The sequence below is a fragment of the Labrys methylaminiphilus subsp. lupini genome (genome assembly GCF_051161885.1).
In the GTDB taxonomy this organism is placed as follows: Bacteria; Pseudomonadota; Alphaproteobacteria; order Rhizobiales; family Labraceae; genus Labrys.
On sequence record NZ_JBMDIH010000001.1, the window covers coordinates 4604238 to 4630572 of the forward strand.

The window sequence follows — 26335 nt, forward strand, 5'->3', positions numbered from 1 at the left end:
CCGCAGCATGCCTGCGACGGCTCAACCAGGCGACAACAGGCTCACCAGCCGGCATGAGGCTCCCTTCTATGGGGCGACGTCCTCTCCGCCAAATTTCTGACACACTTCCAGCAGGCCGGCAACCGGGCCAGCAATAGCCATAACGGATGATGGATCTCGGTCGAGACACATGAAGCCAGACTGCCTTCTCGTCTTGCAGAAGGAGAAAGCCACACTTTCATCGGTGTCGTCTTTTGCCGCCCTCAGGCTTGCGCGTGGGGGCCTTCCGTGCGCAGAGCACCCGGCGGCATGCCTGTCACGCGCTTGAAGGCGCGGCTGAAAGCAGCCTGCGAGGCATAGCCGAGGCGTTGGGCGGCCGTGTCGATCGACATGCGGTCGCGTCCGATCCATTCGGCTGCCAGGCGCATGCGCAACTCGGTGACGTAACGCAAAGGCGTCTGGCCTGTCACCGCCAGGAAACGCTCGGCGAAGACCGAACGCGAGGCGCCCATCTCCTGGGCCAGTTCCGCCACCGTCCAGTCCCGGCCGGGGTCGCGATGCATGGCGCCGATCGCACGGCTCAAGCGCGGATCGCGCAGCGCGTCCAGCCAACCGCCCACTTCTCCGCAGCCGCATTCCACCCAGCCGCGCACGATGGAAGCGGACACCACGTCGGCCAGCCGCGCCAGGATGCCTGCCGAGCCGACGCGCTCGGTGAGCACCTCGCGCTCCATCGCCCGCAGCATCGGCTCGATTTCCGGCTGACGCTCCAGCAGCGTGCCGACCAGCATCACTTCCGGCATCTGGGCGACCAGCGGATGCATGCCGCCGAGATCGAACTCCATGCAACCGCTGAAGACATGGGCGTGCCGGCTCGGGCAGGTCTCCTCGGCACAGGCCGAGACGGCGCTGACGCTCTTGCAGAGCGGGATTGCCTCGTAGGTGCCGACATCCTGGCTCGGCAGGTCCGGTGCGGAAACGAGGTCGTGCTCTCCGCCACGCGGCAGCAGCACCGCATCGCCCGGCCCGAGGCTGTGCACCGCGCCGCTTGCCATGCGCAGATAGACCGTACCGCAGGCGACGAAATGGAACTGGGCCCGTCCCTCGACAGTGCCGAAATGAACGCCGAAAGGCGGCGCGGCATGCAGGCGCCGATATTGCACGCCGTTGAGACGCATTCCGAGGAGCAATTCGCTCATCAGGTCTGCCGGCGGGTTATCGCGGCGCACGCGCTCAAGTCCGGACGAATGGTAAAGCATTCCGGATTTGATGACATGGATCGTCCGACATGTCCACCCTATGTTGCTGCAACGCGATAGCGTTTTGCGATTTGGCGGGACACCAAGAATCGCAAAAACGCGTCAAACCAAAGAGTTGGAGCAAATGAGCGTTTCCGCCTGAACGCATTTTGCTCCAGGTCACTTCGACAGGACAAGACAGATGAGCGAAGCGTTGCAGACCGCCTCGACGCTTGATGCGATCGAGCTGGATCGCAGCCCGCACCGGGCTTTCAAGGACGATATTCCCGCGGCCGACGTGACGGCTGCACCAGGATCGCAGAACGCCCTGTGGGGCGCCGTGATCTCCATGATGCTCGGCGTGTTCGGCCTGGTCACGGCGGAATTCCTGCCGGCCAGCCTGCTGACGCCGATGGCCCGCGATCTCGGCGTGACCGAAGGCGTGGCCGGGCAGGCCGTCACCGCAACCGCCACGGTGGCCCTGATCACCAGTCTGCTCGTGGTGACGCTGACGCGGCGTCTCGACCGCCGTGTGGTGTTGCTGGCCTTCTCGATCCTGCTGATCGCTTCCAACCTGCTGGTCGCCTCCGCCTCGAGCCTGGCCTTCCTGATTCTCGGGCGGGTGCTGCTCGGTATCGCGCTCGGTGGCTTCTGGACCATGTCTGCCGCCACCGTGATGCGGCTGGTGCCGGAGGCGATGGTGCCGCGCGCCTTGTCGATCCTGTTCAGCGGTGTCTCGGCTGCAACCGTCTTCGCCGCTCCGGTCGGCAGCTATGTCGGAGACATAGCCGGCTGGCAGGCCGTCTTCATCATGGGGGCCGGCCTCGGCGTCCTCGCTTTGGTGGTGCAGTTCGCTACCCTTCCGCGCCTGGAGCCGCGCGGGCATGCCCGCCTGCGCACGCTGTGGGAGGTGCTGATGCGCCCGCAGATCGGCCTCGGCATGGTCGCGGTCACCCTGGTGTTCACCGGCCATTTCGCCTTCTTCACCTATATCCGGCCCTTCCTGGAAACGGTGACGGGGGTCGGCGTGAGCACGATGTCGGCGATCCTGCTCGGTTTCGGCATCGCCAACTTCCTCGGCACCTTCCTCGGCGGCTTCCTCCTCGAGCGCAGCCTCAGGTTGACCCTGGCCGCGATGCCCCTGGCGATGGGTGTGCTCGGCCTGATGCTCGCCGGCCTCGGCAGCGCTCCCCTGGCGGATACCGTGCTGATTGCCCTGTGGGGCCTCGCCTTCGGCGCAGTGCCGGTCGCCTGGACGGCCTGGATCACCCGCGCGGTGCCGGATGAAACCGAAAGCGGCACGGCGTTGATCGTGGCGGTGATCCAGCTTGCCATCGCCCTCGGCGCCGCCGGCGGCGGCACGATCTTCGACGTCAGCGGCGCGAGCGGCGTGTTCGTCGCGGCCGGCCTGGTTCTCCTGCTGGCCGTCCTGCTCATCCTGGCCGGCGTGCGGTCGCGCCTGGCGACAGCGACAGCCTGAGGTCCAGCAAAAGACACGAAAGCGGGCTCTGGTGATGGAGCCCGCTTTCGCGCGTTTCAGGCGGCCTGGTCCGGCCGCGGACCGACATAGCGGGACTGCGGCCGGATCAGCCGGCCATAGAGCACCTGCTCACGGGCATGGCCGATCCAGCCTACCACCCGCCCGGTGGCGAAGATGCTGGTGAAACTCTCGCGCGGGAAGCCGAGCGCTTCGAGCAGCAACGCCGTATAGAACTCCACATTGATCTGAAGGGAGCGGTCCGGCTTGCGGCGGGCAAGAATGCTGGTCGCGGCCGCTTCGACATGCTCGGCCAAAGCGAGGCGACCGGTGTCGTTCTTGCCGGGCCCGAACAGCGCCGTAACGGCCCGCTTGAGCGCCTCGGCCCTCGGGTCGCGCACGCGGTAGATGCGATGGCCGAAGCCCATCAGCCTGTCGCCCCTGTCGAGAGCTGCCTCCAGCCACGCCTCGGCCGTCTGCGAAGCCGCGATGCCGTCGAGCATGTCGAGTACCGGGCCCGGCGCGCCACCATGCAAAGGGCCCTTCAGGGCGCTGAGTGCCGCCAGTACCGCCGAGGTCAGGCCGGCCTGCGTCGAGGCGACGACCCGGGCGGTGAAGGTCGAGGCATTGAGGCCGTGGTCGCTGACCGTGACCAGGTAGGTGTCGAGGGCAGCGGCCGCTTCCGGGCGAGGCACGGTGCCATGCAGCATGCGCAGCATGTCGCCGGCATGGCCGGCCTCCGGATCCGGCGCGATGGCCGCCTCACCCCGCTTGTGGCGGATGATGGCCGGGGTCAGCACGGCGGGCGCAGCAATCAGTCGGAGCGCCAGGGCAAGATCCTCACCGTCATCAAGGCGGGCCAGGGCCGCGCGCAGGGCATCGGTGGCCGGCAGGTTCTCGGCGGCGAGACCATCCGGGATCAGCGCCTCGAACACCTCGCGGCGGGCCTCGCCGAGACGGAACGCCAGTTCCTTCGGACCGGGCAGATCCTGGAAGAAGCCGTCCAGCAGGATGCCGACCAGTTCCTCATAGCCGACATGGCCGGCCAGATCGTCGAGCGAATGGCCGCGAATGACGAGCCGGCCGGCAAGGCCGTCCACGTCCGACATCACGGTCTCGGTGGCAATGACATCGTCCAATCCATTGTTCATCGCAATCTCCTCAATGAAACCTCGTATTGCGACAAGCATGCTGACGCTTTAGCATTGACGTCAATCTTGATAGATATCGTCAATATATCAGCCTGGTTTGCGCCGATGCCCTGGATCACCTCGCAAGAAGCTCTCGCCGTCCTCAAGGTCCAGCCGCAGACGCTCTATGCCAATGTCAGCCGCGGCAGGATCCGCACCAAACCGCATCCGCAGGATGTGCGGCGCAGCCTCTACCATGGCGAGGACGTCAAGCGGCTGGCAGGACGCCATGCCGGGCGCCGCAGCGTCGCCGACGTCGCCACGCAGACCATCTCCTTCGGCGAGCCCGTGCTGGCCTCCGGCCTGTCGACGATATCGGACGGCCGCTTGTGGTATCGCGGCGAGGATGCCATCGGCCTTTCCGACCATGCCAGCCTCGAGGAGACCGCCAAGCTACTCTGGCAGGTCGGAAGGGTCGATCTCGCCTTCCCAGCCACGGTCAGGGGCATGCCGATCCCGGCCAACCCTTTCGAAGCCGCGCTGCTCGCTCTGGCGAGGCGGGCCAGCCACGACTTTCCCACCGGCGGGCGTTCGCATGCCGTGCTCTGCCGGGAAGCGGCGGGGCTGGTCGGCACCATGGCGGCGGCGATGCTCGGGGGCGGGGCCGATGGCGCCTTGCCGCTGCACCAGCGGGCGGCATTGGCCTGGCAGGCTCCCAATGCCGCCGACCTCATCCGGAGGGCTTTGGTGCTATTGGCCGATCACGAGCTGAACGCCTCGACCTTCGCCGCCCGCACGGCCGCATCGACGGGCGCTCCGCTGGCCGCCGGCCTGCTGGCAGGGCTGGGCACCCTTGCCGGACCGCTGCATGGCACGGCCGCCGTGAGCGTACAGGCCCTGGCCGAGACCGCCCGCCGGGTCGGCCCCCGGCGCGCCGTGCATGACTGGCTCTCCCGCGGCCATCGCCTGCCCGCTTTCAGCCACCCGCTCTATCCCAACGGGGATCCACGGGCGGCCGCCCTGCTGGCCTGCTTCTCCTGCAGCGAGATCTATGAGGGCATCCGCGAGGCCGTGGCGGAGCACAGCGATGAACCACCGAATGTCGACTTCGCCCTCGCGGCCCTGGCCGACCATTACGGCCTGCCGGCGAGCGCCCCGTTCACGCTCTTCGCCCTCGCCCGATCCGTCGGCTGGATCGCCCATATGCTCGAGCAGACGGCCCGGGGCAGCCTGATCCGCCCGCGTGCGCATTATGACGGTCCGGCCTTGAAGATGGCGGCTGTCGAAACGGCCTGATCCCCACCAATAGGCCGGCTTTTGTGACCGTAGACGGCCCTGTTCCTCGGGGCACAGCAATAGGGCCCGTTTCATGCTTGCGTCCGCCCGGTCCGGTCGCACGCGATATTCATTTCCTTCGCGATCAGGCACGATTCCGCCCCATTGGAGAAACGCGGATGCCCCGCAACCTCATGCACCGCCTCCTTCTGTCGTTCGCTTTGTGTCTCAGCCTCACCCGCTTGACCGCGGCTGCGGAGATACCGCCGGTCGACGATCCCGAAACCCAGGTTCGAGACTATGTCGATGCGCTGGTCCGGCAGGATTTCGACGGCGTGATGAAAGTCGCCTGCGGTGCCGGCAACCCCACCGACTGCGAATTTGGCAAGGGCCTGCGCGACGCCCTCATCTCGCTGAAAGGACGCAAGCTGACCTCGACGGGCAAGGTGCTCGACCTCTCCTTCCCGGAGGCCGTACGCGAGATCTATTTTTCAATGCGCGCCGACGATTACACGCCGGTCTATTTGCGTTTTACCTATCGGATGAGCGATACCGGTTGGCGCCATGCTGCCTCTCGCTTTGCGACCGGCTCCTCGGACGCGCTCTTTCCGGCTAGCCTCCTCGAAGGCAGCGTGGTCGGCCTGACCGGCACCAACCGGACAGGGCCGGCCACAGTGGTCGACGAAACCAGCGAGAAGACCATGGCCGGCATTGCCAAGCGAGATTACGAGAGCGTCACAACCGCAATTCAGAGAGCCATCCCCGATATCAGCGAGCGCACGAAGAGCTCCATCGACAACTTCGTCGACACTATGAAGCCGTATAATCTCAGCCACATTCGGAAGATCATCGACAGGGAAATGGATGGATTCCGACAACAGTTCTACTATGCCGTGGTCAGCGACAAGGATGCCATGTTCATCCGATTGACCTATGCCAAGGCCAACGGACAATGGTGGCTCTACAACATCCAGTCCGCCACGGACAACAGGGGCCTCATCCCGGCCGACATTCTGAAGGATACCCTCGCCATCCTCCCAGCCCTTTAGACCGGTCCTACGATGCCAGGCGTCAGTCGGGCGCAAAACGCTTTGAAACGCTTTCGGCTCCCCCGCGGTAATCGACGAAGCCGATACTTCCATAGAAGGCCTGGCCGCCAGCGTTCTCCTTGCGGATGGTGGCGTCGATGAAGCGCACGCCCGCCACCTTGGCGGCTCCCGCCGTCTCCCGGAACAGGGCTCGCCCAATGCCCCTGCCATGCGCCTCAGGTACCACATAGGTTCCGATGACCGCCCAGTCCGCCGGCAGACGGTCCTCGCCCGGCCAGTCCGGATCGCACCATTCGAGGGCCTGGAACCCCAGGATCTGCGCATCGTCGACCGCCACGGAACAGCAGATTCCGCGCTTGGCGGCGATGAACTCATCAAGGATGCGATGCTCGTCAAAGGGCCGGCGATGCGCCGTGGTTCCTCCGATCGCAATGATCTCGTTGATGAGTAGGGCCATCGGGCCGGCGTCCCGAGGAGACGCGATCCGGACATCCATGGGCATTGATAGCTCACTTTCGATTGAGTCTTCGTTCTCGAATCTTCGCTCTTGGCCTCCGCCGCTCAGGCCGGGTCCTTGAACTCGATTTCCGCCAAAGCGCGAAGCTCAGCCTCCTGGCCTGGATAGGCGGCGGCCGGCAGATCCTGAAGCGTCAACCGCAAGCTCGCCATATGCAGCAGCTGTTGCTGCCTCGGGTTGGGGTTCTGCAGGTCGAAGAGCGACGCGATCCTGTCGCGCAACCAGCGGTCATGCTCGCTGGCGTCCCAGCCGCTATAGCGGAGCCATTCTTCCTTGGGATCCATTGGCGATCATCCTCACCCTGCAGGTCGGTATAAAAGGCAATCGGCATTCGATGGCGTCACTGGCGCGCATTTCGGATCTCGCACAGGGAATGGAACCCAACCATCGCCAGCGGGAGCAGCAGGCTTTCTTTCGATCGCCATATGTTGCCAAAACAACAATCAAGGTCGAATATCTGACATAATATCCGCTCTTTTGCGCTATACTGACCAAGCCATGCCCAAGAAGGACAAAAAGAAGCGCCAGCCCGATATACGGCATCAAGTGGCTGCCCTTCCCGTTCGCGAACGGGATGGGCAGCTCGAAGTGTGCCTCATCACCACGCGCGAGACCAGCCGTTGGTCGATCCCGAAGGGATGGCCGATGAAAGGGCGCGATGATTGGGAAGCCGCGAGAATCGAGGCCGAACAGGAAGCCGGCCTGGTCGGAACGGTCGCCGAGGAACCCTGCGGCAGCTTCGTCTATTGGAAGCGCCGGGCGGAGCACTTCGATCTCGTCGAGGTCTCAGTGTACCCTTTGCATGTGAATGCGACATTGCCGACCTGGAAAGAAATCGGTCAGCGCCAGGTGCGGTGGGTCCTGCCGGCAGATGCGGCTCTCGTCGTCGAAGAGCCGGGATTATCGTCGTTGCTGCAGGGCGTGAAACCCTGAAACGCCTTACGATCTGTCGATCTCGCAAAGGCGCATTGAAATAGCTGCGCCTCCATTTCAAGAACGACGGCATGGATAGACCCGCGATCTGCCCGGGTCGGTCCGAATCGTGACCGGTTCGCTGGTGTTCACCATCGCCGACCTGCCCTGGGCGAGCTCGGCCTCGACGGCGCCATTCCCGCGCGATTGGCGGCAAGGTTTCCCGGTGATTCCACCAAATCGCAAGACGTTTCAGCGCGACGCCAGGAGGACCGTACCAGTCCTGCCTGGCTTTTCGACAAGTGCCGCAGCCTGCCCCGCATCCGCGAAGTTGAATGTCTTCTCGACCGTGAACAGTTCCGGTTTGGTAAAAGCAAGTTCGAGCGCCAGCTCCAGATCAGCTTTGCGAATCTCGGCGGGCAGGTTCGACCAACGTCCGATCGTCACTCCCGAAATGCGGATATCGCGGGTCGAAAAATAGAGTGCCGGGACGGAAATCGGTTGGCCGGAAAGATCGCCGTAGGAAACAAGGCTGCCGCCCTGAGCCAGCAGCCCGACAGCGGCACTTGCCGTTTCGCCGCCAACCGGATCGAGGACGACGGAGATCGGATGCCCGTCCGCCGCGGCGATGACCTTCTCCTGCCAACCGGGCTTGTCGGTGGAGACAACAGGCAGATCGGGAAACACGACGTTGAGCTCGTTCACGCCGGCCTCGCGTCTGACGATGCCGACGACATCGAATCCGCGCTCGATAAGAAGCCCGATCGTCAATCTGGCAACGGCGGCCCCCGCGGCGGTGAGTACTACGGAATCGCGACCTGGCTTCGCCCCCGAGGTCTCGACGGCTCTGAGGAGAAGCGCAGCCGTCAGCGGGTTGACGTGAAGCTGCGCCGCAGCCTCGTCCGACACATCGTCGGGGATCTCGGTGACGTACGCGGCGGAAACGAGGGCCTTCTCGCTCCAGGCTCCGCGTCCGGGGAAGAAGGCAACGCGCCTTCCTGGCTTCAGATCCGTTCCGTCCCCTGCCTGTTCGACGATGCCATAGCCTTCGAAGCCGACACGGACGCCGCCCTCCGGGACGATCGACCCCGGCTGGTAGCGTCCTGTTACGCCGAGCAGATCGCCGTGGTGAACGGGACGGAGGAGGACGCGGATCAGAACTTCGTCGCGTCCCGGGCGCTCGAGCTCCTCGACTTCGACAGTCTGAAGGACCTCTTCAGGCTTTCCGTGCTTGAAATAGACTGTAGCGCGCATTGCTGACCCTCCTGGAAAATGGGGAGCAGTTGCCGGCCGCCCCCGTCTCAAGACTAGATCCCGACTCAAGATTAGACCTGGGCCTGGCCGCCATCGGCGAAGAGCTCGGCGCCATTGACGAAGCTTGCATCGTCGGAAGCCAGGAATAGCGTCGCCTTGGCGATTTCCTCCGATTCTCCAACGCGACCGAGCGGAATGCGCGAAGCAAGGTAGTCCAGGAGGACTTGCTGCTGCTCCCTGTCGTCACCGGCAAGCTCGACGAGGCCGGGCGTGCGGGTCGCACCGGGCGAAACGACGTTGACGCGGATGCCGGTGCCCTTGAGGTCGAGAGCCCAGGAACGGGCCAGGTTGCGGACGGCCGCCTTGGACGCCGAGTAAACGGAAAAAGCAGCGGTGCCTTCGGTACCGGCGGTGGAACCGGTCAGTACGACGGACGAGCCCTTGCCCAACAGCGAGAGCGCCTTCTGCACTGTGAATATGACGGCTTTCACGTTGCGGCCGAAGGTGTCGTCAATTTGTTCTTCGGTGATCTGGCCAAGCGGAAGCATGCTGCCGCCGCCTGCGTTAACGACGAGGACGTCCAGGCGCCCCTGTTCCGATTTCACCTGAGCGAAGAGCCTGTCGAGATCGTCATTGTTGCTGGAATCTGCCTGAACACCGACTGCCCTTTTGCCGATCTCGGCCACTGCCTTGTCCAGAGCGTCCTTGCGGCGGCCGGTGATATAGACGCGGGCGCCTTCGGCCGCAAAGAGCTTGGCGGTCGAAAGGCCGATGCCGCTGGTTGCGCCGGTAACGACGGCGATCTTGTTCGCAAGTCTATTGGTCATCTTACTCTCCTGCTACTGGGCACGCGTAGCGGATCATCCCGAGCGAACGCGGCCAATGATGCTTTGAAACTGTTCGGGAAGTGGCGTTGGCCCTTGGCCTGTCGTTGCCGTCCGATGTGGAGAAGCTAATTCGTCAGTCCGACGGCGAGAAGCGGCCCGGCATGAAGAGATTATCCATTCACATGGACAATCTCGGGCACCTAGTCGCCACGCCTGGCGTCGACGCGCTCGAATACTTGCTGGGCCCAATCCGCGAATGCCCGCAATCGAGGATTGGGAAATCTATCTGCGGGATAGACGAGGTGCAGGACGTGGTTCTCCGGCTTCCAGGCGGGAAGAAATTCGACCAGCGAGCCGCACTCAATATGAGGTCTTGCAAGAAAACCGAAGCTCTGCCCGATCCCCAAGCCGGCAAGCAGCGAATTGAGATGTGCGGTGCTCTCGTTGACCGAGAGGCCGCTCGCCGACGGGATGAACTCTATCCGTTCGTCAACCCTCTGGAAGCGCAATGGAAATCGTTTTCCAGACGATGCCGAAAAATAGCTGACGACCCGGTGCCCGTGGATATCGTCGGGGTGAGCGGGCGGCTCCCGACCTTCGAGATAAGTGGGCGCTGCGCAGAGTACATAATCAAGCTCGCACAGCTTCCTTGCCTTCATCGCAGAATCGACGAGGGAACCGCCACGGATGACGCAGTCTATTCCTTCGCCTATGAGATCAGCGGAGCGGTCGCTGACGCCCAGAAGAAGGTCGATGTCCGGATACTGGCGTTGAAAGTCCGAGAGGCAGGGGATCAGTATCCTGTTTGCCAGAACCGATCCGATGTCCACGCGGAGCCTGCCCTTCGGGGTGCTGCGAGAGCCGGCGACGGTGCCGTCCATATCGTCGAGATCGGCCAGAAGGCGCAGCGCGCGCTCATGATAGGCGGCGCCCTCCGTGGTCATTGTCACCGAGCGTGTCGTTCGCTCGACAAGCTTCGTTCCAAGATGCGCCTCGAGATCTTGCACCAGCTTGCTGACGGAGGAACGGGGCAGGCTCATTGCGTCCGCGGCCTTGGCGAAGGACCGGGCTTCGGCGACGCGAACGAAGGTCCGTATGGCGAGTATCTGATCCAAATGAGGCCTGCCTGATCGGAGCGCTGGGATGACTATACCCAGCTCGTTCGGCGTTTCCATTCCTGATCGGTACAAGTGTCTTGCCATGCGCAACGGTCACATAAACCACGAAGCGTTATCGATTTCGCAGTCTATAATCACGTTTTGTTCTCATTTTGCTTGGCGGCTCCACGCTTCCCCGCTATCGTCGAGCAGGCTGACGGGGAAACGAGATGGTATCGCGCGTTGCGACGGTGGCATTCGAAGGCGTGGAAGCGCGCCAGGTCGACGTGCAAGTCCAGATCATGACCGGTTCGGTGGTGTTCACCATCGTCGGCCTGCCCGACAAGGCGGTGTCGGAAGCGCGCGAGAGGGTACGCGCCGCCCTCACCGCCGCCGGCCTGGCCCTGCCGGCCAAGCGCATCACCGTCAATCTCGCCCCGGCCGACCTGCCCAAGGAGGGCTCGCATTTCGACCTGCCCATCGCGCTCGGGGTGATGGCCGCCATCGGCGCCATTCCCCATGACGCGCTGGAGGGCTATTGCGTGCTTGGCGAGCTTGGCCTCGACGGCACCATCACCAAGGTCGCCGGCGTGCTGCCCTCCGCCGTCGCCGCCAATGGCCGCGGGCTTGGCCTGATCTGCCCCGCCGCCTGCGGGCCGGAGGCGGCCTGGGCCAGCCCCGAGATGGACATTCTCGCCCCGCGTTCGCTGATCCAGCTCGTCAATCATTTCAAGGGTACGCAGTTGCTTTCCCGCCCGCAGCCGCGCATCGCCGCGCCAGCGGCCGCCCTGCCCGACCTCAAGGACATCAAGGGCCAGGAGACCACCAAGCGCGCTTTGGAGGTGGCAGCCGCCGGTGCGCATAATCTCTTGATGATCGGCCCGGCCGGCTCCGGCAAGTCCATGCTGGCGGCGCGACTGCCCTCGATCCTGCCGCCTTTGGTGCCGGCCGAGCTCCTGGAAATCTCGATGATCCATTCTGTGGCGGGCCAGCTCGCCGGCGGCGAACTCACCAGCCGGCGCCCCTTCCGCGCCCCGCATCATTCGGCCTCGATGGCGGCCCTGATCGGCGGTGGCATCCACGCCAGGCCGGGCGAAGTGTCGCTCTCGCATCACGGCGTGCTCTTCCTCGACGAGATGCCGGAATTCGCGCCGCAGACCCTCGATGCCCTGCGCCAGCCGCTGGAGTCGGGCGAGGCCGTGATCGCCAGGGCCAATGCCCGCGTCGCCTATCCCGCCCGGATCCAGCTCGTCGCGGCCATGAATCCGTGCCGCTGCGGCAAGGCCAACGATCCGGGCTTCGCCTGCCGGCGCGGGCCGGTTGAGCGCTGCGCCGCCGACTATCAGGCCCGCATCTCCGGCCCGCTGCTCGACCGCATCGACATCGTCGTCGAGGTGCCCGCCGTCTCCGCCGCCGACCTCATCCTGCCACCGCCCGCCGAAGGCTCGGCCGAGGTGGCGGCCCGGGTAGCGGAAGCCCGGGACCGTGCCGCCCAACGCTACCGCACACTCGGCCTGCCCGACGGCTCCACCAATGCCAGCGTGCCGGTCAATGTGGTCGAGGAGGTCGCCCGCCCCGACGCGGGAGCCACCAAGCTTCTGCGCGATGCCTCGGAGGCCATGCGCCTGTCGGCCCGCGGCTTCCACCGCGTGTTGCGCGTCTCGCGCACCTTGGCCGATCTCGACGGCGAGACCGATGTCGGCCGTATCCACATCGCCGAAGCGCTGAGCTACCGGACGAGGACGGACAGGGCGACGGTTCTGGCCTAGGCTCGACCTTATCACGCACTATCTGCGACATGGACGGGCTGGCGACACGGCCGCCAAGCCGCTATCTGCAGACACCACCCAGCGATGTTCACTCGAGACATGTCATGCGCATACCCGTCCTTCTCGCCTGCCTCGCCTTGCTCGCCGGCACCGCTGCTTCCCACGCTGCGCCCCGCCCCCATTGCGCCGATGCCGCCGTGAAGCAGGCCGCCAAGCTGCTGGCCTTCCATTCCGACAATGACGACCGCGCGCAGGTCGATCCCAACAGCGTGAGGGCAATCGGCACCGTCGGGGCCCTGGTCGGCAAGGGCCGCTTCGACGTGGTCGAGGTCGAGGGCTCGATCTACAAGGGCAATTACCGCATGCACCTGATCTATGCCCAGTTGCCGGGCGACTGCGTGCTGATGGGCCAGGAGATCCTGGAGCGCAGTGATCCCTATTGATCGCTCCACGCTGGCCAGCCTCTGCCGATGCGGCTTAGAGAAAAGTGCGATTTCCGCGAGTCGCACTTTTTCTCTAACTCTTTGTTCTGACGCGTTTTCTTAATCGAAAAGTCTATCAACTTTTCTGGAAAACGCTCTAGACTGTACTGCCAGCCGCAGCAGCAATCGGGGTGATTCATGACGGGCAGCCAGGCAGCCGGACGCCTTTTTGCGGCGCTGATCGCCATCACGGCCTGGCTCGCCGTTGCCCTGCGTGCCTGGATCGTGGTCGGGGCGGTGATGGCGCAGGGCCGGACGGCGCTCGATGGGCTCGTCACCGTGTTCAGCTATTTCACCCTGCAGGCCAATGTGATCCTGGCCGTGGTGGCCACCGCCTGTGCCCTGCGCGGGGAAGCCCGAGGCTTCCTGACCCGGCCGTCGACCCGGGCCGCCGTCACCGTCTACATCATCATCGTCGGCCTGATCTATGCCGTGTTCCTCGCCGGCTTGCGGCAGCTGACCGGCCTCGCCGTGCCCGTCGACATCGCCCTGCACCGGGTGGTGCCCGTGCTCTTCACGCTCTATTGGCTCATCTTCGTGCCGAAGGGCCAGCTGACTTGGCGCAATCCGCTGGCCTGGCTGACCTTTCCGGCGCTCTACGTCGTCTACTCGCTGATTTATGGCGCGCTGACGGGGCGCTATCTCTACCCCTTTTCCAACGTGCCGGTGCTCGGCTATCCCCGCGCGCTCGGCTATGCTGCGCTGATCCTCGCCGCCTTCTATGGCCTCGGCCTTGCGCTGGTGGCGCTTGATCGCGCCCTTGCCGGCTCCGTGGTCCGGGCGCGGCAGTGAGCGTCGACGGCATCATGATGATGGCGCTTATGCTACGCTGCCGATGACAGCCAGGACGAGGTATGGCGTGACAGGCAACCAAAGTCTCGGACGCCTCGTCGCCGGCGTGATCGCCCTCATCGCGGGCAGCGCCGTGCTCCTGCAGGTGCTGCTGAGCGTCGAGACCGTTCAGGCGCAGGGACGAAGCGCTTTCGACGGCATCATCCTCGTCTTCAGCTACTTCACCGTACTCACCAACACGCTGGTGACGATCGTGGCCGGGGCCAGTGCCCTCCTCGGGGAACGGGGCGGCTTCCTGACCCGGCCGGGAACCCGGGCGGCCGTAGCCATCTACATCTTCGTGGTCGGCGTGATCTTTGCTGCCCTGCTCACCGGGCTGCGCCCGATGAGCGGCCTGACACTCGCGGTCGACAACGTGCTGCATCGAATCGTGCCGGTGCTGTTCGTGCTCTACTGGCTCGTCTTCGTGCCGAAGGGGCAATTGCGCTGGCGCGATCCCATCGCATGGATGCTTTACCCCCTGCTTTATGTCGCCTATTCGCTGCTCTATGGCGCACTGGCCGGGCGCTATCTCTACCCCTTTGCCGACGTCACGGTTCTCGGCTATGGCGGCGCCCTCGCCAACGGCCTCGTCATCCTGGCGGGCTTCCTCGGGCTGGGATTGATCGTGGTGGCGATCGATCGCGCCCTGGCCCCGGCAAAGCCCGCCTGAGCGGGCGGCGCGGCGCTGCGGCTTGTTGTCACAAATCCGTGCGAAAACTGTGATGATGCTTGTCGGATGGGGATTCGGGCAGGGGCTGAAGATGCCGACGACGCCGCCGAAAGGCTTGTTTGCAATGATCGATCCGCGCGGCTGGAGCAGCAAGCTGCCGGCCGGCATCGTGCCCTTGGCGCCGCGCCGCCGGCTCAAGCCGGCCTTGCGCCAGCGTCGCATCGAGAATATCGGTTTGCCGATGACTCTCGGACGCATCGGCTCCCTGGAAGTACGGTTGGCTGAGACCGCCAGGGACGTGAAGAAAGCGCAGAAGCTGCGCTATCAGGTGTTCTACGAGGAGATGGCCGCCATACCGGACGCGCTGTCCCTGATCTCCAGGCGTGACCGCGACGATTACGACACGCTCTGCGACCATCTGCTGGTGATCGACCATGACGCCCCCACCAGGCTGGGCAAGCCGGGCGGGCGGGTGGTCGGCACCTACCGCCTGCTGCGCCAGGACGTGGCCGAGCGCCATGGCGGCTTCTATTCAACCGCCGAATACGCAATCGAGCCGCTGATCGCAGCCCATCCTGGCCGCCGCTTCCTCGAGCTCGGCCGCTCCTGCGTACTGCCGGCCTATCGCAACAAGCGCACGGTGGAGCTGCTCTGGCACGGCATCTGGACCTATGTGCTGCATCACAAGATCGACGTGATGCTGGGCTGCGCCAGCCTGGAGGGCACCGACCCGAGCCGCCTTGCCCTGCCGCTCGCCTTCCTGCATCACCATGCCGCTACCGAGGGCGAGTGGCGCGTCAAGGCGGTGCCGGAGCGCTATGTCTCGATGAACCGCATCGCCAAGGAAGGCATCGACGTCAAGCAGGCGCTGCATGCCCTACCGCCGTTGATCAAAGGCTATCTGCGCCTCGGCGCCAGCTTCGGCGACGGCGCGGTTATCGATCATCAGTTCGGCACCACCGATGTGCTGGTAGTCCTGCCGGTCGAGAAGATCAATCCGCGCTATGTCGATCATTTCGGCGCAGGCGCGGAGCGCCACGCGGCGTAGGAGCGCGGACATCTCAGCGACATGCTTGCATGTCGCAATGTCCGCTTTCGCAACCGTCATGCGCGCCTGAAAAGAAGAGCGGACAGGATGTCCGCGCTCCAATCATGCCGCCAGGCCGCGCTTCTTCAGCAAGGCCTCGGGCTTGGGATCATGTCCGCGGAAGTCGCGATAGGCCTGCGCCGCATCTTGCCGGTTGCCGGCGGCATAGACGAACTGCTTGAGCTTGCGGGCCGTCTCGCCATCGAAGATGTCGCCGGTCTCGACGAAGGCGTCGAAGCCGTCGGCATCGAGCACCTCCGACCACAGATAGGAATAATAGGCCGAGGAATAGCCGTCGCCCGAGAAGACATGCTGGAAATGTGGGGGCCGGTGGCGCATCACCATCGCCCGGGGCATGTCGATCTCGCCGAGCACCTTGGCCTCGAAGGCGCCGACATCGAAGCCCTCGGCTTCCTTCAGGAGATGCATTTCGAGATCGACCAGGGCGGAGGAGACATATTCCACCGTGGCAAAGCCCTGGTTGAAGGTGCGGCTGGCGAGCAGGCGGTCGAGCAAGGCCTTCGGCATCGGCTCGCCCGTGCGATAGTGCACGGCGAAGCGCTGCAACACTTCGGGCTGTTCGAACCAGTGCTCGTAAAGCTGCGAAGGGAATTCGACGAAGTCGCGCGCCACACTGGTGCCCGAGAGCAGGGGATAGGTTACGTCCGACAACAGGCCGTGCAGGCCATGTCCGAACTCGTGGAACAGCGTGCGGGCGTCGTCGAAGGATAACAGGGTCGGTTGCCCATCCGCGCTGCGGGCGAAATTCATCACATTGACGATGATCGGGTTGATCGCGCCGTTCAGCCGCTCCTGGCTGCGGAAGGCGCTCATCCAGGCACCGCTGCGCTTGGAGGGCCGGGCGAAATAATCGCCATAGAACAGGCCGATGCTCGTCCCGGCCGCATCCGTCGCCTCGAAGGCCCGCACGTCCGGATGATAGACCGGCACGTCCTTGCGTTCGGTGAAGGTGATGCCGAACAGGCGCCGGGCCGTATCGAAGGCCGCCTCGATGATCTTGTCGAGCTGCAGATAGGGCTTGAGCTCGGCCTCGTCGAGGTCGAATTCCTGGCGTCGCTTCTTCTCCGCATAATAGCGCCAGTCCCAGGCTTGCAGCGCGATGTTGTCGCCTTCCCCAGCCGCCAGGGCCTCGAGGCCTTCGCGCTCGCGTTCGGCCTGGCTGCGGGCCGGCTGCCAGACCGAGCGCAGGAGATCGAGCGCGGCCTCAGGCGTGCGGGCCATCGAATCGTCCAGGCGATAGTGGGCGAAGGTCTGATAGCCCAGGAGCCTGGCGCGCTCGGCCCGGAGCGCCATCATTTCGGCGATCAAAGCGCGGTTGTCCGTTTCGCCGCCGCCCTCGCCGCGGGCGAGCCAGGCCTTGAAGGCCGTTTCGCGCAGGTCCCGGCGGGCGGAAAACTGCAGGAAAGGTTCGATCAGTGAGCGCGACAGCGTGACGACATGGCCGCTCTCACCGCGATCCGCCGCGGCGCTGGCGCTGGCGGCGCGCAGGAAATCGGGCAGGCCGGCGAGATCGGCCTCGCCGTCGAGCTTCATCGACCAGGCCTTCTCGTCCTTCAGCACGTTCTGTCCGAATTGGGTGCCGAGACTGGCAAGGCGTTCGGAAATCGCCGCCAGGCGCTGCTTCACCTCTTCGGGCCTGCCGGCGCCGGCCCGACGGAACGCGGTGTGATAGCGATCGAGCACCCGGGCCTGCTCGCGCGACAGGCCGAGCTCCGCCCGCCGGGCGAAGACGGCATCGATACGCCGGAACAGAGCGTCGTTCAGATAGATCGCGGTGTGATGGCGCGACAGGATCGGCGCCATCTCGCGCTCGATCGCCTGCAATTCGTCATTGGTGTCGGAGCCCGCCAGGTTGAAGAACACCGAGGCGACCTGGTCGAGCGCCCGGCCCGAACGCTCCAGCGCCGCCAGGGTGTTGTCGAAGCTCGGCGCCGAGGCATTATCGGCGATCGCAGCGATCTCCGCCTTATTTTCGGCCAGCGCCGCCTCGAAGGCCTGACGATAATGCTCGGTGCGGATATCGGCGAAGGGCGGCGCTTCGAAGGGGGTGGACCAGCGGGCGAGGAGGGGGTTGGCGTCAGCGGACATGAGGACCTCGATTCGGGTACGGCCCTTATAGCAGCCGACCTACCATCAACCGAAATATGCATTATCTTTTGATTTTGGAGGGCACCATGGCCGATGATGACGACCCGGCGACGCCGGCCGATTCCAAGCTCACCCGCACCAAGCAGCTCTGGGCCCAGGCCGGCAAGTTCCTCACCGGCCAGGCGTCCCGGCCCGAGAGCGACCGCCTGCCGCCGGGCCAGCATCTCGTCAAGGATTGGCCGGTGCTCGATCTCGGCCTGCAGCCCAGCATCGACAAGGCGCGCTGGCAGCTCGATGTGTTCGGTGCGGTCGAGAATCCGCTCGTCTGGGATTTTGCGGCCTTCTCGGCCCAGCCCCAGGTGACGCAGGTCTGCGACATCCACTGCGTCACCACCTGGTCGCGCTACGACAACCATTTCGAGGGCCTAACCACGCTGGCCCTCGCCGAGATCGTACGACCCAGGCCCGAGGCTGGTCATGTCGTGCTGCATTCGGCTGACGGCTACACCACGAACCTGTCCCTGCAGGATTTCCTGGGGGAGGACGTGCTGATCGCCCACGCCTGGGAGGGCAGGCCGCTGACTTCGGACCATGGTGGCCCGGTGCGCCTCGTCGTGCCCCGGCTCTATTTCTGGAAGAGCGCCAAATGGCTCAGCCGCATCGAATTCGCCACCCGCGACAAGCCGGGCTTCTGGGAAGTGCGCGGCTATCACAACCGCGGTGATCCCTGGCGGGAGGAGCGTTACAGCGAGTGAAGGCGTCTGGGACCGCCGGCTTTCCAGCCGACTCCTGGAAACCCGGCGTTTCATGATTGATTGAAAGAGCTGGCTGGACAGCCGGCGATCCTAGGATAAAGCTAGTTCGTCCCTACCCATCCACCTTGAGCGCGGCGATGAAGGCTTCCTGCGGAATGTCGACGCTGCCGAACTGGCGCATCTTCTTCTTGCCTTCCTTCTGCTTCTCCAGAAGCTTGCGCTTGCGGGAGATGTCGCCGCCATAGCATTTGGCGGTGACGTCCTTGCGCAGAGCCCGGATAGTCTCGCGCGCAATGATCTTGGCGCCGATCGCCGCCTGGATCGGGATCACGAACATGTGCTGGGGGATGAGGTCCTTCAGCTTCTCGCACATGGCGCGGCCGCGGCTCTCGGCGCGGTCGCGATGCACCAGCATCGAAAGCGCGTCCACCGGCTCGGCATTGACCAGGATCTGCATCTTGACCAGATCGCCTTCCTTGTAGTCGGTCAAATGATAATCGAAGGAGGCGTAGCCCTTCGATACCGACTTCAGGCGGTCATAGAAGTCGAACACCACCTCATTGAGCGGCAGGTCGTACTGCACCATGGCGCGCTTGCCGACATAATTGAGATCGACCTGCACACCGCGCCGGTCCTGGCAGAGCTTGAGGATCGAGCCGAGATAGTCGTCCGGCGTCAAGATGGTGGCGCGGATCCACGGCTCCTCGATCGAGGTGATCTTCACCACATCCGGCATGTCGACCGGATTATGCAGCTCGATATGGCTGCCGTCGGTCATGTTGATCTTGTAGATGACGGACGGCGCCGTCGCGATCAGGTCGAGATTGAACTCGCGCTCCAGGCGCTCCTGGATGATTTCCAGGTGCAGCAGCCCAAGGAAGCCGCAGCGGAAGCCGAAGCCGAGCGCCGCCGAGGATTCCATCTCGAAGGAGAACGAGGCATCGTTGAGGCGAAGCCGCCCCATGGCGGCGCGCAGATCCTCGAACTGCGCCGCATCCATCGGGAACAAGCCGCAGAACACCACGGGCTGGGCCGGCTTGAAGCCCGGCAGCGGCACGATGTTGGTGTTCTTGCGATCATCGGTGATGGTGTCGCCGACGCGGGTATCGGCCACTTCCTTGATCGCCGCCGTGATGAAGCCGATCTCGCCCGGCCCGAGCTCGGCGATGGCCTGCATCTTCGGCCTGAAGACGCCGAGGCGATCGACCTCGTAATGCGCATCGGTGCCGATCATCTTGACGCGCTGGCCCTTCTTGAGCGTGCCGTCGAAGATGCGCACCAGCACGACCACGCCGAGATAGGCATCGTACCAAGAATCCACCAGCAGCGCCTTGAGCGGGGCGTTGCGGTCGCCCTTGGGCGCCGGCAGGCGGGTGACGATGGCTTCCAGCACCTGGTCGATGTTGAGGCCGGTCTTGGCCGAAATCGGCACGGCCTCGGAGGCATCGATGCCGATCACGTCCTCGATCTGCTGCTTGATGCGGTCCGGTTCGGCCGCGGGCAGGTCGATCTTGTTGAGCACCGGCACCAGCTCGTGATTGGCGTCGATGGCGTGATAGACATTGGCGAGCGTCTGCGCCTCGACGCCCTGGGAGGCGTCGACCACCAGGAGCGAGCCTTCGCAGGCCGCGAGCGAGCGCGAGACCTCATAGGCGAAGTCGACATGGCCGGGCGTATCCATCAGGTTGAGGATATAGTCCTTGCCGTCCTGGGCGCGGTAGTTCAGGCGCACGGTCTGCGCCTTGATGGTGATGCCGCGCTCGCGCTCGATATCCATGGAATCGAGCACCTGCTCGACCATTTCACGGTCGGTCAGCGTGCCCGTGGCCTGGATCAGACGATCGGCAAGGGTGGACTTGCCGTGGTCGATATGGGCCACGATGGAGAAATTCCGGATATTTTCGATCAATTCTTCGCTCATCCGCGCGCAATAGCAGGAAGGGATGATTGCGCCAAGGACAAATGGGGATTCCAGGCCGGCCGAGGCCTGTTTGCGGGCCCCACCGGCCCTAGTTCTAGAACGGGCCGTGCGAAGCGATGTTGCGGATCACCTCGTCCAGCACGCCGATCCTCTCGCCATAGACCTTGTCGAGGCAGGCGGTATCGGCGCCGCAGGCCTCGCGCGTCTTGATCCAGGCCTGCTGAGCCTCGCCGATATTGCCGCGCTGGCCCATGGCCACCAGGGACATCGAGACGCCGTAGAGCGTCGCCATGCGCGCCTCGGCCTGGCCGAGGGCGTAACTGCCGCAGACGGCTTTTTCGGCGGGGGAAGCTGCCTTGGCGCAATCGAGGGGCGCATAGTCGCCCGCTTGCGCCGTGGAGGAGAACAGCAATGCAGCCATGGCGATGATGACGAATCTGCCTTTCAAGGGTCACCCTTTCCGGTTTGTATGGAAGCGAAGTTCTCCTGGAACCCCACATCATTCCATCCGTTGTGAGACAAAGAGACTAAGGAAACGCACATGCTGCTGAAAGGATCCTGCCATTGCCGCGCCGTGACGTTCAGCGTCGAGGCAATGAGCCCTGCCCCGTTCATGCATTGTCATTGCTCGATCTGCCGCAAGACGGCGGGATCGGGCGGCTATGCCATCAATCTCGGTGCCCATGCCGAAAGCCTGAAGGTGGAGGGACGCGAGCATCTGCGCATCTATCACGCCATCCTGCGCGAGGAAGGGCAGGCCGACCAACGCTCGCCGGCCGGGCGCCATTTCTGCGGGGAATGCGGCAGTGCGCTCTGGCTGTGGGATCCGCGCTGGCCGGAACTGATCCACCCGCACGCCTCGGCGATCGATACGCCGCTGCCCAAGCCGCCAGAGATCGTGGAGATGATGCTGGCCGATGCTCCCCGGTGGGTCGATGTACCATCCGGTCCCGGCTACCTGCATTTCGACACCTATCCCGAGGAATCGCTCGAGGACTGGCACCGGCGTCATGGCCTGTTGAGCGAATGAAGCGGGCGGGATCGGCCAGAGCCGCCCGCCCGCGCAAGAGCACTTGCTGTTTGCAATTGGTCCGGATGTGGTAAATCGACACCAAGGACCCCCCCGATTGCATCGGGACAGGAAGGGACGGCCATGAGTACGCAGGACGACGATCTCAGCCAATTTCACGCCTATGGTGCGCCGCCCCTGCCGCAGGCCGATATCGAGGGCTGGCTTGATCATGACGGCGCCCGCATCTGGCATGCTTTCTATGGCGACGGGCCGCCGGTGATCCTGCTGCATGGCGGTCTCGGCCATGCCGGCAATTGGGGCTACCAATTGCACGATCTGCTGGCCGCCGGCTATCGCGTTGTCCTGGTCGACAGCCGTGGCCACGGCCGCAGCACGCGTGACGACAGGCCTTATTCCTATGAGCTGATGGCCTCCGACGTGCTGGCGGTGATGGATCGGCTCGGCCTGGACAAGGCCCGCTTCGTCGGCTGGAGCGACGGCGCCTGCATCGCCCTGGTGCTGGCTGCCGAGAACCCCGCCCGCTCGTCGGGCGTATTCTTCTTCGCCTGCAACATGGACCCCAGCGGCACCAAAGAGATGGAGCCGAGCCCCGCGCTCGACCGTTGTTTCGCCCGGCACCGCCAGGACTATGCCGCACTGTCCGCCACACCGGATAGCTTCGAACCCTTTGTCGCCGCCGTCAGCGAGATGATGCGGACGCAGCCCAATTATAGCGCGAGCGATCTAAGCGCGATCGATGTGCCCGTGGAGATCGTGCTGGGTGAGCATGACGAGTTCATTCGCCCCGACCATGCAACCTATCTTGCCCGCACCATTCCCGGCGCGACGCTGACCGTTCTGCCAGGCGTGAGCCATTTCGCGCCGTTGCAGCGGCCGGCACTTTTCAACCGGGCGGTGCTCGACTTTCTTGGCAAGCTCGCGTCATAGCGGCCCGGTCAGGTGGCGAGGCGCGCGGCCCAGCCCGAGACGGCCACCGCCAGAGTCTTGAGGTGGTCGGCGGCCGAAAAACCGGAAACGGCCTTGCGCGGCTTCAGGTCGTGGTCGCCATCTTCCAGCCACAGGATTTCGATGCGGGGCGACAGCGTATAGGTCGCGACCTCCTCGCGCGTGCCGAAGAGATCGCGCGTGCCCTGGGCGATGAGCGCCGGGGTGCGCATGTCGGCGAGATGGGCGGTGCGCAACTGCTCGGGCTTGCCGATGGGATGGAAGGGGTAGCCGAGGCACAACAGACCGGCGATGCGGCCTTCGGCCTGGAGATCGTCGGCGATCATGCTGGCGACCCGGCCCCCCATCGATTTGCCGCCGATGACGAGAGGTCCAGCCGCCCCCAATGCTTCGATGGCGGCGCGATATTCGCCTTCCAGCGTTTCGGCGCGCGGTGGCGGCTTGCGGGCGCCCGATTGGCGCCGCGCTGCCATATAACCGAATTCGAACCGGGCCATGCGCAATCCGGCTGCAGCCAGCGCCCCGGCACTGGCGGACATTGCGGCCGAATCCATTGGCGCTCCGGCACCATGCGCGAGCAGGACGGTGATCCTTGCATCCTCGGGTCCGTCCATGAGGAAGTGCAATGCCATATGAATACCTTGGCCCTGACCGCGGATGACGGCATGCCAACGGCACGCCCAGTCGTCATCAAAGGCTAGCGCCGCGATTCATGCAATTGCCGGAACTGCGTGACTCTGCTTCGGGAAGGAGAAAACTCCTGCGATGTTCTCGCGTTCAGGACACACGTTCCTCGCGTAGTGCTTGTCCGAGCAAAGAAGCCATGATCGAGGAAGACAGACAGTATAGGAGGATGCAAACCAACCAGGACATTATTTCCCCCAATCCAGTCTGGTGTTAGCCAGCCCAGTTACCAACACGTCGTGTGCTTCCGTTGAGACAGTTGACACTTTGATCGATCTGCCCGAGTTGCCAGCACGCAACTACCTTCCGTCATTCGTGCCTTCATATTATCGAGACTGGAGGTAATGGCAATCAACAATACGCTCGCATCTTCGATTTAGGGCCATAATTATTATTCAAATTGTTTGAATTGCATATTTGCCGCCGGGAGAGGCCGCTCAGGTTCCGACCCGAATCGTGGCGAGATGGTCGACTCTTGCGGGTGGAGCATGGATCTGATACTTAGCCTTATGGCTTATCGTATCGAGCAGCTCGACGAGATCTTCCTGGCCCTGGCCGACCCGACCCGACGGGCCGTGCTCGGACGCCTGGGGCGGGGGCCGGCCAGCATCAGCGACCTGGCCGACCCCTTCGACATGGCCCTGCCCTCCTTCATGAAACATATCCGCATGCTTGAGGGTACGGGCCTGATCAGCACCCGCAAACAGGGGCGCGTGCGGACCTGCACCATCGAAAAGCAGACTTTCGCCGCCGTCGAGGGCTGGCTGGCTGCCCAGCACGCGATATGGGAGGGCCGGACCGACAGGTTGGAACGCATCGTCGCCACCATGCTCGACAAGGAGCCGCCGACGTGACCCGCCACTTCGACCCCGAACTCGACCTGCGTATCGCTCGCGTTATCAAAGCGCCGCGGGCCATCGTGTGGCAGGCCTGGACCGAGCGCGCCCTCTTCGAACAATGGTGGGTGCCCGCCCCTGCGCGATGCCAGGTCGTCGACATGGATCTGTCCCCGGGTGGCGCCTTCGTGACTCGGATCAGCGAGGATGGCGGCACCTTTCAGCCCCATCTCGACGCCTGTTTCCTGACCGTCGACGACCGGCGGCGCATCGTGTTCACCAATGCGCTCACCCGCGGCTGGCGCCCCGCCGAACAGCCGTTCATCACGGCAGTCGTCGATTTCGCTGACCACCCAGACGGAACCGACTACACTGCCCATGTCATGCACAAGAGCGACGCCGATCGCGCCCTGCATGAAAAGATGGGGTTCCATGACGGCTGGGGCACCGTGACGGGGCAACTGGCGGCGCTGGTCGAAAAGCGGGCGTGATCGGACCGGATTCCTGGAATCTATCTTCCCCGACACGAAAATCTCTCCTCCCGGGCCTGTATTGCGGTCGCAGTTCGACTGTGCAGCCCGCTGCGCGTACCGCGCAGCATGTCCTCGCCATGCGGGCGGCTCGCAAAAGTCTCGCTTTGCTATTGCATAAGTAAATGCCATTTATGTATTATTTAATGATAGTTTTGTATACAATTTAATTGATGGATGACACAGAACCTGGCAGTGTGTGGACACAGCCTCATTCAGAAGGTTGATCAGGAGGTGTTCCATGGCTGGCAAGCAACGCGGCGGCACGTCGCAACCCGCGCAGGAGCGTGGTCTCAGCAGACGCGGTTTCCTGAATCTCAGCGCGAAGGGACTGGCGGGCGCGGCCTCGGCCGCCCTTGTCGGCCAGGCGGCGTGGCCAGGCTCGTCCCTGGCGAAAACGGCGCCCTCCGACATCGTGATGATGGATGCCATCCCGCTCTCGCAGGCGATCAAGTCGAAATCCATTTCCTGCGTGGAGGTGATGACGGCCTACCTCGACCACATCGACCGCTTCAATCCCACGGTCAACGCCATCGTCTCCCGGCAGGATCGCGGTGATCTCCTCAAGCAGGCCGGGGAGCGCGACGCGCAGCTCGGCCGCGGCGACTATGCCGGCTGGATGCATGGTTTCCCGCAAGCCATCAAGGACCTCGCCGATACCAAGGGCATCCGCACCACGCAGGGCTCGCCCTTGTTCAAGGACCGCATTCCCAAGACCGATGCGCTTTTCGTCGACCGCATGAAACACGCGGGCAGCATCATCATCGGCAAGACCAACACGCCGGAGTTCGGCCTGGGGTCGCAGACCTACAACCAGGTCTTCGGCACCACGCTGAATGCCTATGATCACAGCAAGACCGCAGGCGGCAGCAGTGGCGGCGCCGCGGTGTCGCTGGCCATGCGCATGCTGCCGGTCGCCGATGGTAGCGACCATGCCGGCTCGCTGCGCAACCCGTCAGCCTTCAACAATGTGCTGGGCTTCCGCACCTCCTTCGGGCGGGTTCCCTCACCGGGCGCCGACGTGTTCGATGCCTCGCTGGGCGTGAACGGCCCGATGGCACGCAATGTCTCGGATCTTGCTTTGCTGCTCGCGGTGCAATCGGGCTACCACGCCGCCGCGCCCCTCTCCCTCCACGAGGATCCCACGCGCTTCACCGAGCCTTTGAAGCGCGACCTGAAGGGAGTGCGCATAGCCTGGCTTGGCGATTGCGGCGGCTATCTGCCCTTCGAACCGGGCGTGCTCGAGCTGTGCAGGGCAGCTCTCAAGACCTTCGAAGCGCTCGGCTGCACCGTCGAGGAAGCCAAGCCCGATTATCCCATCGAGAATGTCTGGCGCAATTGGCTGCCGCTGCGCGCCTGGCAGACCGGCTCCGGCCTGAAGGTGCTCTATGACGATCCGGCCAAGCGCGCCTTGCTCAAGCCGGAGGCGCAATGGGAGATCGAGAACTATCTGAAGCTCAGCGCCGTCCAACTCTCCGATGCCGCCGCCGCGCGCACCCAATGGTACCAGGCGGTCCGCACTTTCATGGAGCGCTACGACTACTTCATCCTGCCGTCGGCGCAGGTTTTCCCCTTCGACGCCACCACCCATTGGCCCAAGGACATCAACGGCCAAGCGATGGACACCTATCATCGCTGGATGGAGGTGGTGATCCCGGTCACCATGTCCGGCTGCCCCGCCATGAGCGTGCCGGTCGGCTTCAACGATCGTGGCCTGCCCATGGGCATGCAGCTCGTTGGGCGCAATCATGCCGAGATGTCCGTGCTGCAGCTCGCCTACGCCTATGAGCAGGCCACCGGCTGGCCTCAGAACAGGCTGCCACCGGCGCTCAAGCCGGCGTGAGGCGACCGGCCGAGGCACGCCAGTCCCCGAAGCGCGTGCCTGGCTTTCTCGGGCCGTGAAAGGAATGGCAGCTTGCCGGCAT

27 protein-coding genes are annotated in these 26335 nt (G+C 64.3%); 16 read left to right on the forward strand and 11 right to left on the reverse strand.

Annotated elements, in window-relative coordinates:
* Positions 1-242: 242 nt before the first annotated feature.
* Positions 243-1238: an AraC family transcriptional regulator gene (locus ACN6KF_RS21625; RefSeq protein ID WP_434958828.1), complete on the reverse strand. Its 996-nt coding sequence runs from the start codon at positions 1236-1238 to the stop codon at positions 243-245.
* Between the two features lie 181 nt (positions 1239-1419).
* Between ACN6KF_RS21625 and ACN6KF_RS21630 the strand changes: the two genes are divergently transcribed.
* Positions 1420-2697, forward strand: a complete 1278-nt coding sequence (locus ACN6KF_RS21630) for an MFS transporter (RefSeq protein WP_434958829.1) — start codon at positions 1420-1422, stop codon at positions 2695-2697.
* A gap of 56 nt (positions 2698-2753) precedes the next feature.
* On the opposite strand, the gene ACN6KF_RS21635 is transcribed toward ACN6KF_RS21630, so the two are convergent.
* Positions 2754-3845 carry a citrate synthase/methylcitrate synthase gene (locus ACN6KF_RS21635; protein ID WP_434958830.1) on the reverse strand — a complete coding sequence of 364 codons (1092 nt, stop codon included), beginning with the start codon at positions 3843-3845 and terminating at the stop codon, positions 2754-2756.
* Between the two features lie 105 nt (positions 3846-3950).
* On the opposite strand from ACN6KF_RS21635, the gene ACN6KF_RS21640 reads away from it, so the two are divergent.
* Complete coding sequence (locus ACN6KF_RS21640) at positions 3951-5120, forward strand: citrate synthase (RefSeq protein ID WP_434958831.1); 1170 nt, start codon at positions 3951-3953, stop codon at positions 5118-5120.
* A 158-nt stretch (positions 5121-5278) separates the two neighbouring features.
* A complete protein-coding gene (locus ACN6KF_RS21645; protein ID WP_434958832.1) occupies positions 5279-6148 on the forward strand; it encodes a hypothetical protein in 870 nt (289 codons plus the stop codon).
* 22 nt (positions 6149-6170) lie between these two features.
* Here ACN6KF_RS21645 and ACN6KF_RS21650 read toward each other — a convergent pair whose 3' ends face one another.
* Both ACN6KF_RS21650 and ACN6KF_RS21655 read right to left on the reverse strand, forming a co-directional pair.
* Positions 6171-6605: a GNAT family N-acetyltransferase gene (locus tag ACN6KF_RS21650; RefSeq protein ID WP_434958833.1), complete on the reverse strand. Its 435-nt coding sequence runs from the start codon at positions 6603-6605 to the stop codon at positions 6171-6173.
* A 104-nt stretch (positions 6606-6709) separates the two neighbouring features.
* Positions 6710-6949 (reverse strand): hypothetical protein, encoded by a 240-nt coding sequence (locus ACN6KF_RS21655; RefSeq protein ID WP_434958834.1) that lies wholly within the window; start codon positions 6947-6949, stop codon positions 6710-6712.
* Here ACN6KF_RS21655 and ACN6KF_RS21660 point away from each other — a divergent pair.
* Positions 6949-7131 carry a hypothetical protein gene (locus tag ACN6KF_RS21660; protein WP_434958835.1) on the forward strand — a complete coding sequence of 61 codons (183 nt, stop codon included), beginning with the start codon at positions 6949-6951 and terminating at the stop codon, positions 7129-7131. The genes ACN6KF_RS21655 and ACN6KF_RS21660 overlap by 1 nt on opposite strands.
* 32 nt (positions 7132-7163) lie before the next feature.
* Positions 7164-7598: an NUDIX hydrolase gene (locus ACN6KF_RS21665; protein WP_434958836.1), complete on the forward strand. Its 435-nt coding sequence runs from the start codon at positions 7164-7166 to the stop codon at positions 7596-7598.
* Between the two features lie 231 nt (positions 7599-7829).
* Here ACN6KF_RS21665 and ACN6KF_RS21670 read toward each other — a convergent pair whose 3' ends face one another.
* The 3 genes from ACN6KF_RS21670 to ACN6KF_RS21680 all read right to left on the reverse strand — a co-directional run bounded on the left by ACN6KF_RS21670 (position 7830) and on the right by ACN6KF_RS21680 (position 10773).
* Positions 7830-8831 carry a zinc-binding dehydrogenase gene (locus tag ACN6KF_RS21670; protein WP_434958837.1) on the reverse strand — a complete coding sequence of 334 codons (1002 nt, stop codon included), beginning with the start codon at positions 8829-8831 and terminating at the stop codon, positions 7830-7832.
* Positions 8832-8902: 71 nt separating this feature from the next.
* Positions 8903-9658, reverse strand: coding sequence for an SDR family NAD(P)-dependent oxidoreductase (locus tag ACN6KF_RS21675; RefSeq protein ID WP_434958838.1), 756 nt, complete (start codon positions 9656-9658; stop codon positions 8903-8905).
* 200 nt (positions 9659-9858) lie between these two features.
* Positions 9859-10773 carry a LysR family transcriptional regulator gene (locus ACN6KF_RS21680; protein ID WP_434958839.1) on the reverse strand — a complete coding sequence of 305 codons (915 nt, stop codon included), beginning with the start codon at positions 10771-10773 and terminating at the stop codon, positions 9859-9861.
* A gap of 212 nt (positions 10774-10985) precedes the next feature.
* Here ACN6KF_RS21680 and ACN6KF_RS21685 point away from each other — a divergent pair, with 212 nt between their 5' ends.
* The 5 genes from ACN6KF_RS21685 (at position 10986) to olsB (ending at position 15558) form a co-directional block, all read left to right on the forward strand.
* Positions 10986-12524: a YifB family Mg chelatase-like AAA ATPase gene (locus tag ACN6KF_RS21685; protein ID WP_434958840.1), complete on the forward strand. Its 1539-nt coding sequence runs from the start codon at positions 10986-10988 to the stop codon at positions 12522-12524.
* A gap of 104 nt (positions 12525-12628) precedes the next feature.
* A complete protein-coding gene (locus tag ACN6KF_RS21690) occupies positions 12629-12967 on the forward strand; it encodes a hypothetical protein (protein ID WP_434958841.1) in 339 nt (112 codons plus the stop codon).
* A 177-nt stretch (positions 12968-13144) separates the two neighbouring features.
* Positions 13145-13798, forward strand: coding sequence for a Pr6Pr family membrane protein (locus ACN6KF_RS21695; RefSeq protein ID WP_434958842.1), 654 nt, complete (start codon positions 13145-13147; stop codon positions 13796-13798).
* Positions 13799-13865: 67 nt separating this feature from the next.
* A complete protein-coding gene (locus ACN6KF_RS21700; RefSeq protein WP_434958843.1) occupies positions 13866-14510 on the forward strand; it encodes a Pr6Pr family membrane protein in 645 nt (214 codons plus the stop codon).
* A 124-nt stretch (positions 14511-14634) separates the two neighbouring features.
* Positions 14635-15558, forward strand: coding sequence for a l-ornithine N(alpha)-acyltransferase (gene olsB / locus ACN6KF_RS21705; protein WP_434959735.1), 924 nt, complete (start codon positions 14635-14637; stop codon positions 15556-15558).
* 102 nt (positions 15559-15660) lie between these two features.
* Here the strand turns inward: olsB and ACN6KF_RS21710 are convergent, their stop codons facing one another.
* Positions 15661-17706 carry a M3 family metallopeptidase gene (locus ACN6KF_RS21710; RefSeq protein ID WP_434958844.1) on the reverse strand — a complete coding sequence of 682 codons (2046 nt, stop codon included), beginning with the start codon at positions 17704-17706 and terminating at the stop codon, positions 15661-15663.
* An 86-nt stretch (positions 17707-17792) separates the two neighbouring features.
* Here ACN6KF_RS21710 and ACN6KF_RS21715 point away from each other — a divergent pair, with 86 nt between their 5' ends.
* Positions 17793-18461 carry a sulfite oxidase-like oxidoreductase gene (locus ACN6KF_RS21715; RefSeq protein WP_434958845.1) on the forward strand — a complete coding sequence of 223 codons (669 nt, stop codon included), beginning with the start codon at positions 17793-17795 and terminating at the stop codon, positions 18459-18461.
* A 112-nt stretch (positions 18462-18573) separates the two neighbouring features.
* Here ACN6KF_RS21715 and lepA read toward each other — a convergent pair whose 3' ends face one another.
* Both lepA and ACN6KF_RS21725 read right to left on the reverse strand, forming a co-directional pair.
* The gene (gene lepA / locus ACN6KF_RS21720) at positions 18574-20382 is read right to left on the reverse strand and encodes a translation elongation factor 4 (protein ID WP_434958846.1); all 1809 of its coding nucleotides are present in this window, start codon (positions 20380-20382) and stop codon (positions 18574-18576) included.
* A gap of 94 nt (positions 20383-20476) precedes the next feature.
* Complete coding sequence (locus ACN6KF_RS21725) at positions 20477-20830, reverse strand: lysozyme inhibitor LprI family protein (RefSeq protein ID WP_434958847.1); 354 nt, start codon at positions 20828-20830, stop codon at positions 20477-20479.
* A gap of 93 nt (positions 20831-20923) precedes the next feature.
* Here ACN6KF_RS21725 and ACN6KF_RS21730 point away from each other — a divergent pair, with 93 nt between their 5' ends.
* Together ACN6KF_RS21730 and ACN6KF_RS21735 are read left to right on the forward strand one after the other, a co-directional pair.
* Complete coding sequence (locus ACN6KF_RS21730; RefSeq protein WP_434958848.1) at positions 20924-21412, forward strand: GFA family protein; 489 nt, start codon at positions 20924-20926, stop codon at positions 21410-21412.
* Between the two features lie 123 nt (positions 21413-21535).
* On the forward strand, positions 21536-22342 hold the full coding sequence (locus ACN6KF_RS21735; RefSeq protein ID WP_434958849.1) for an alpha/beta fold hydrolase: 807 nt from the start codon (positions 21536-21538) through the stop codon (positions 22340-22342).
* An 8-nt stretch (positions 22343-22350) separates the two neighbouring features.
* Here the strand turns inward: ACN6KF_RS21735 and ACN6KF_RS21740 are convergent, their stop codons facing one another.
* On the reverse strand, positions 22351-22992 hold the full coding sequence (locus tag ACN6KF_RS21740; RefSeq protein WP_434958850.1) for an alpha/beta family hydrolase: 642 nt from the start codon (positions 22990-22992) through the stop codon (positions 22351-22353).
* 540 nt (positions 22993-23532) lie between these two features.
* Between ACN6KF_RS21740 and ACN6KF_RS21745 the strand changes: the two genes are divergently transcribed.
* The 3 genes from ACN6KF_RS21745 (at position 23533) to ACN6KF_RS21755 (ending at position 26253) form a co-directional block, all read left to right on the forward strand.
* The gene (locus ACN6KF_RS21745; protein WP_434958851.1) at positions 23533-23898 is read left to right on the forward strand and encodes an ArsR/SmtB family transcription factor; all 366 of its coding nucleotides are present in this window, start codon (positions 23533-23535) and stop codon (positions 23896-23898) included.
* Entirely contained in the window at positions 23895-24371 is a 477-nt protein-coding gene (locus tag ACN6KF_RS21750) for an SRPBCC family protein (RefSeq protein ID WP_434958852.1), read from the forward strand. Before ACN6KF_RS21745 ends, ACN6KF_RS21750 begins: the two co-directional genes overlap by 4 nt.
* 280 nt (positions 24372-24651) lie before the next feature.
* Positions 24652-26253 (forward strand): amidase, encoded by a 1602-nt coding sequence (locus tag ACN6KF_RS21755; RefSeq protein WP_434958853.1) that lies wholly within the window; start codon positions 24652-24654, stop codon positions 26251-26253.
* Positions 26254-26335: the final 82 nt, after the last annotated feature.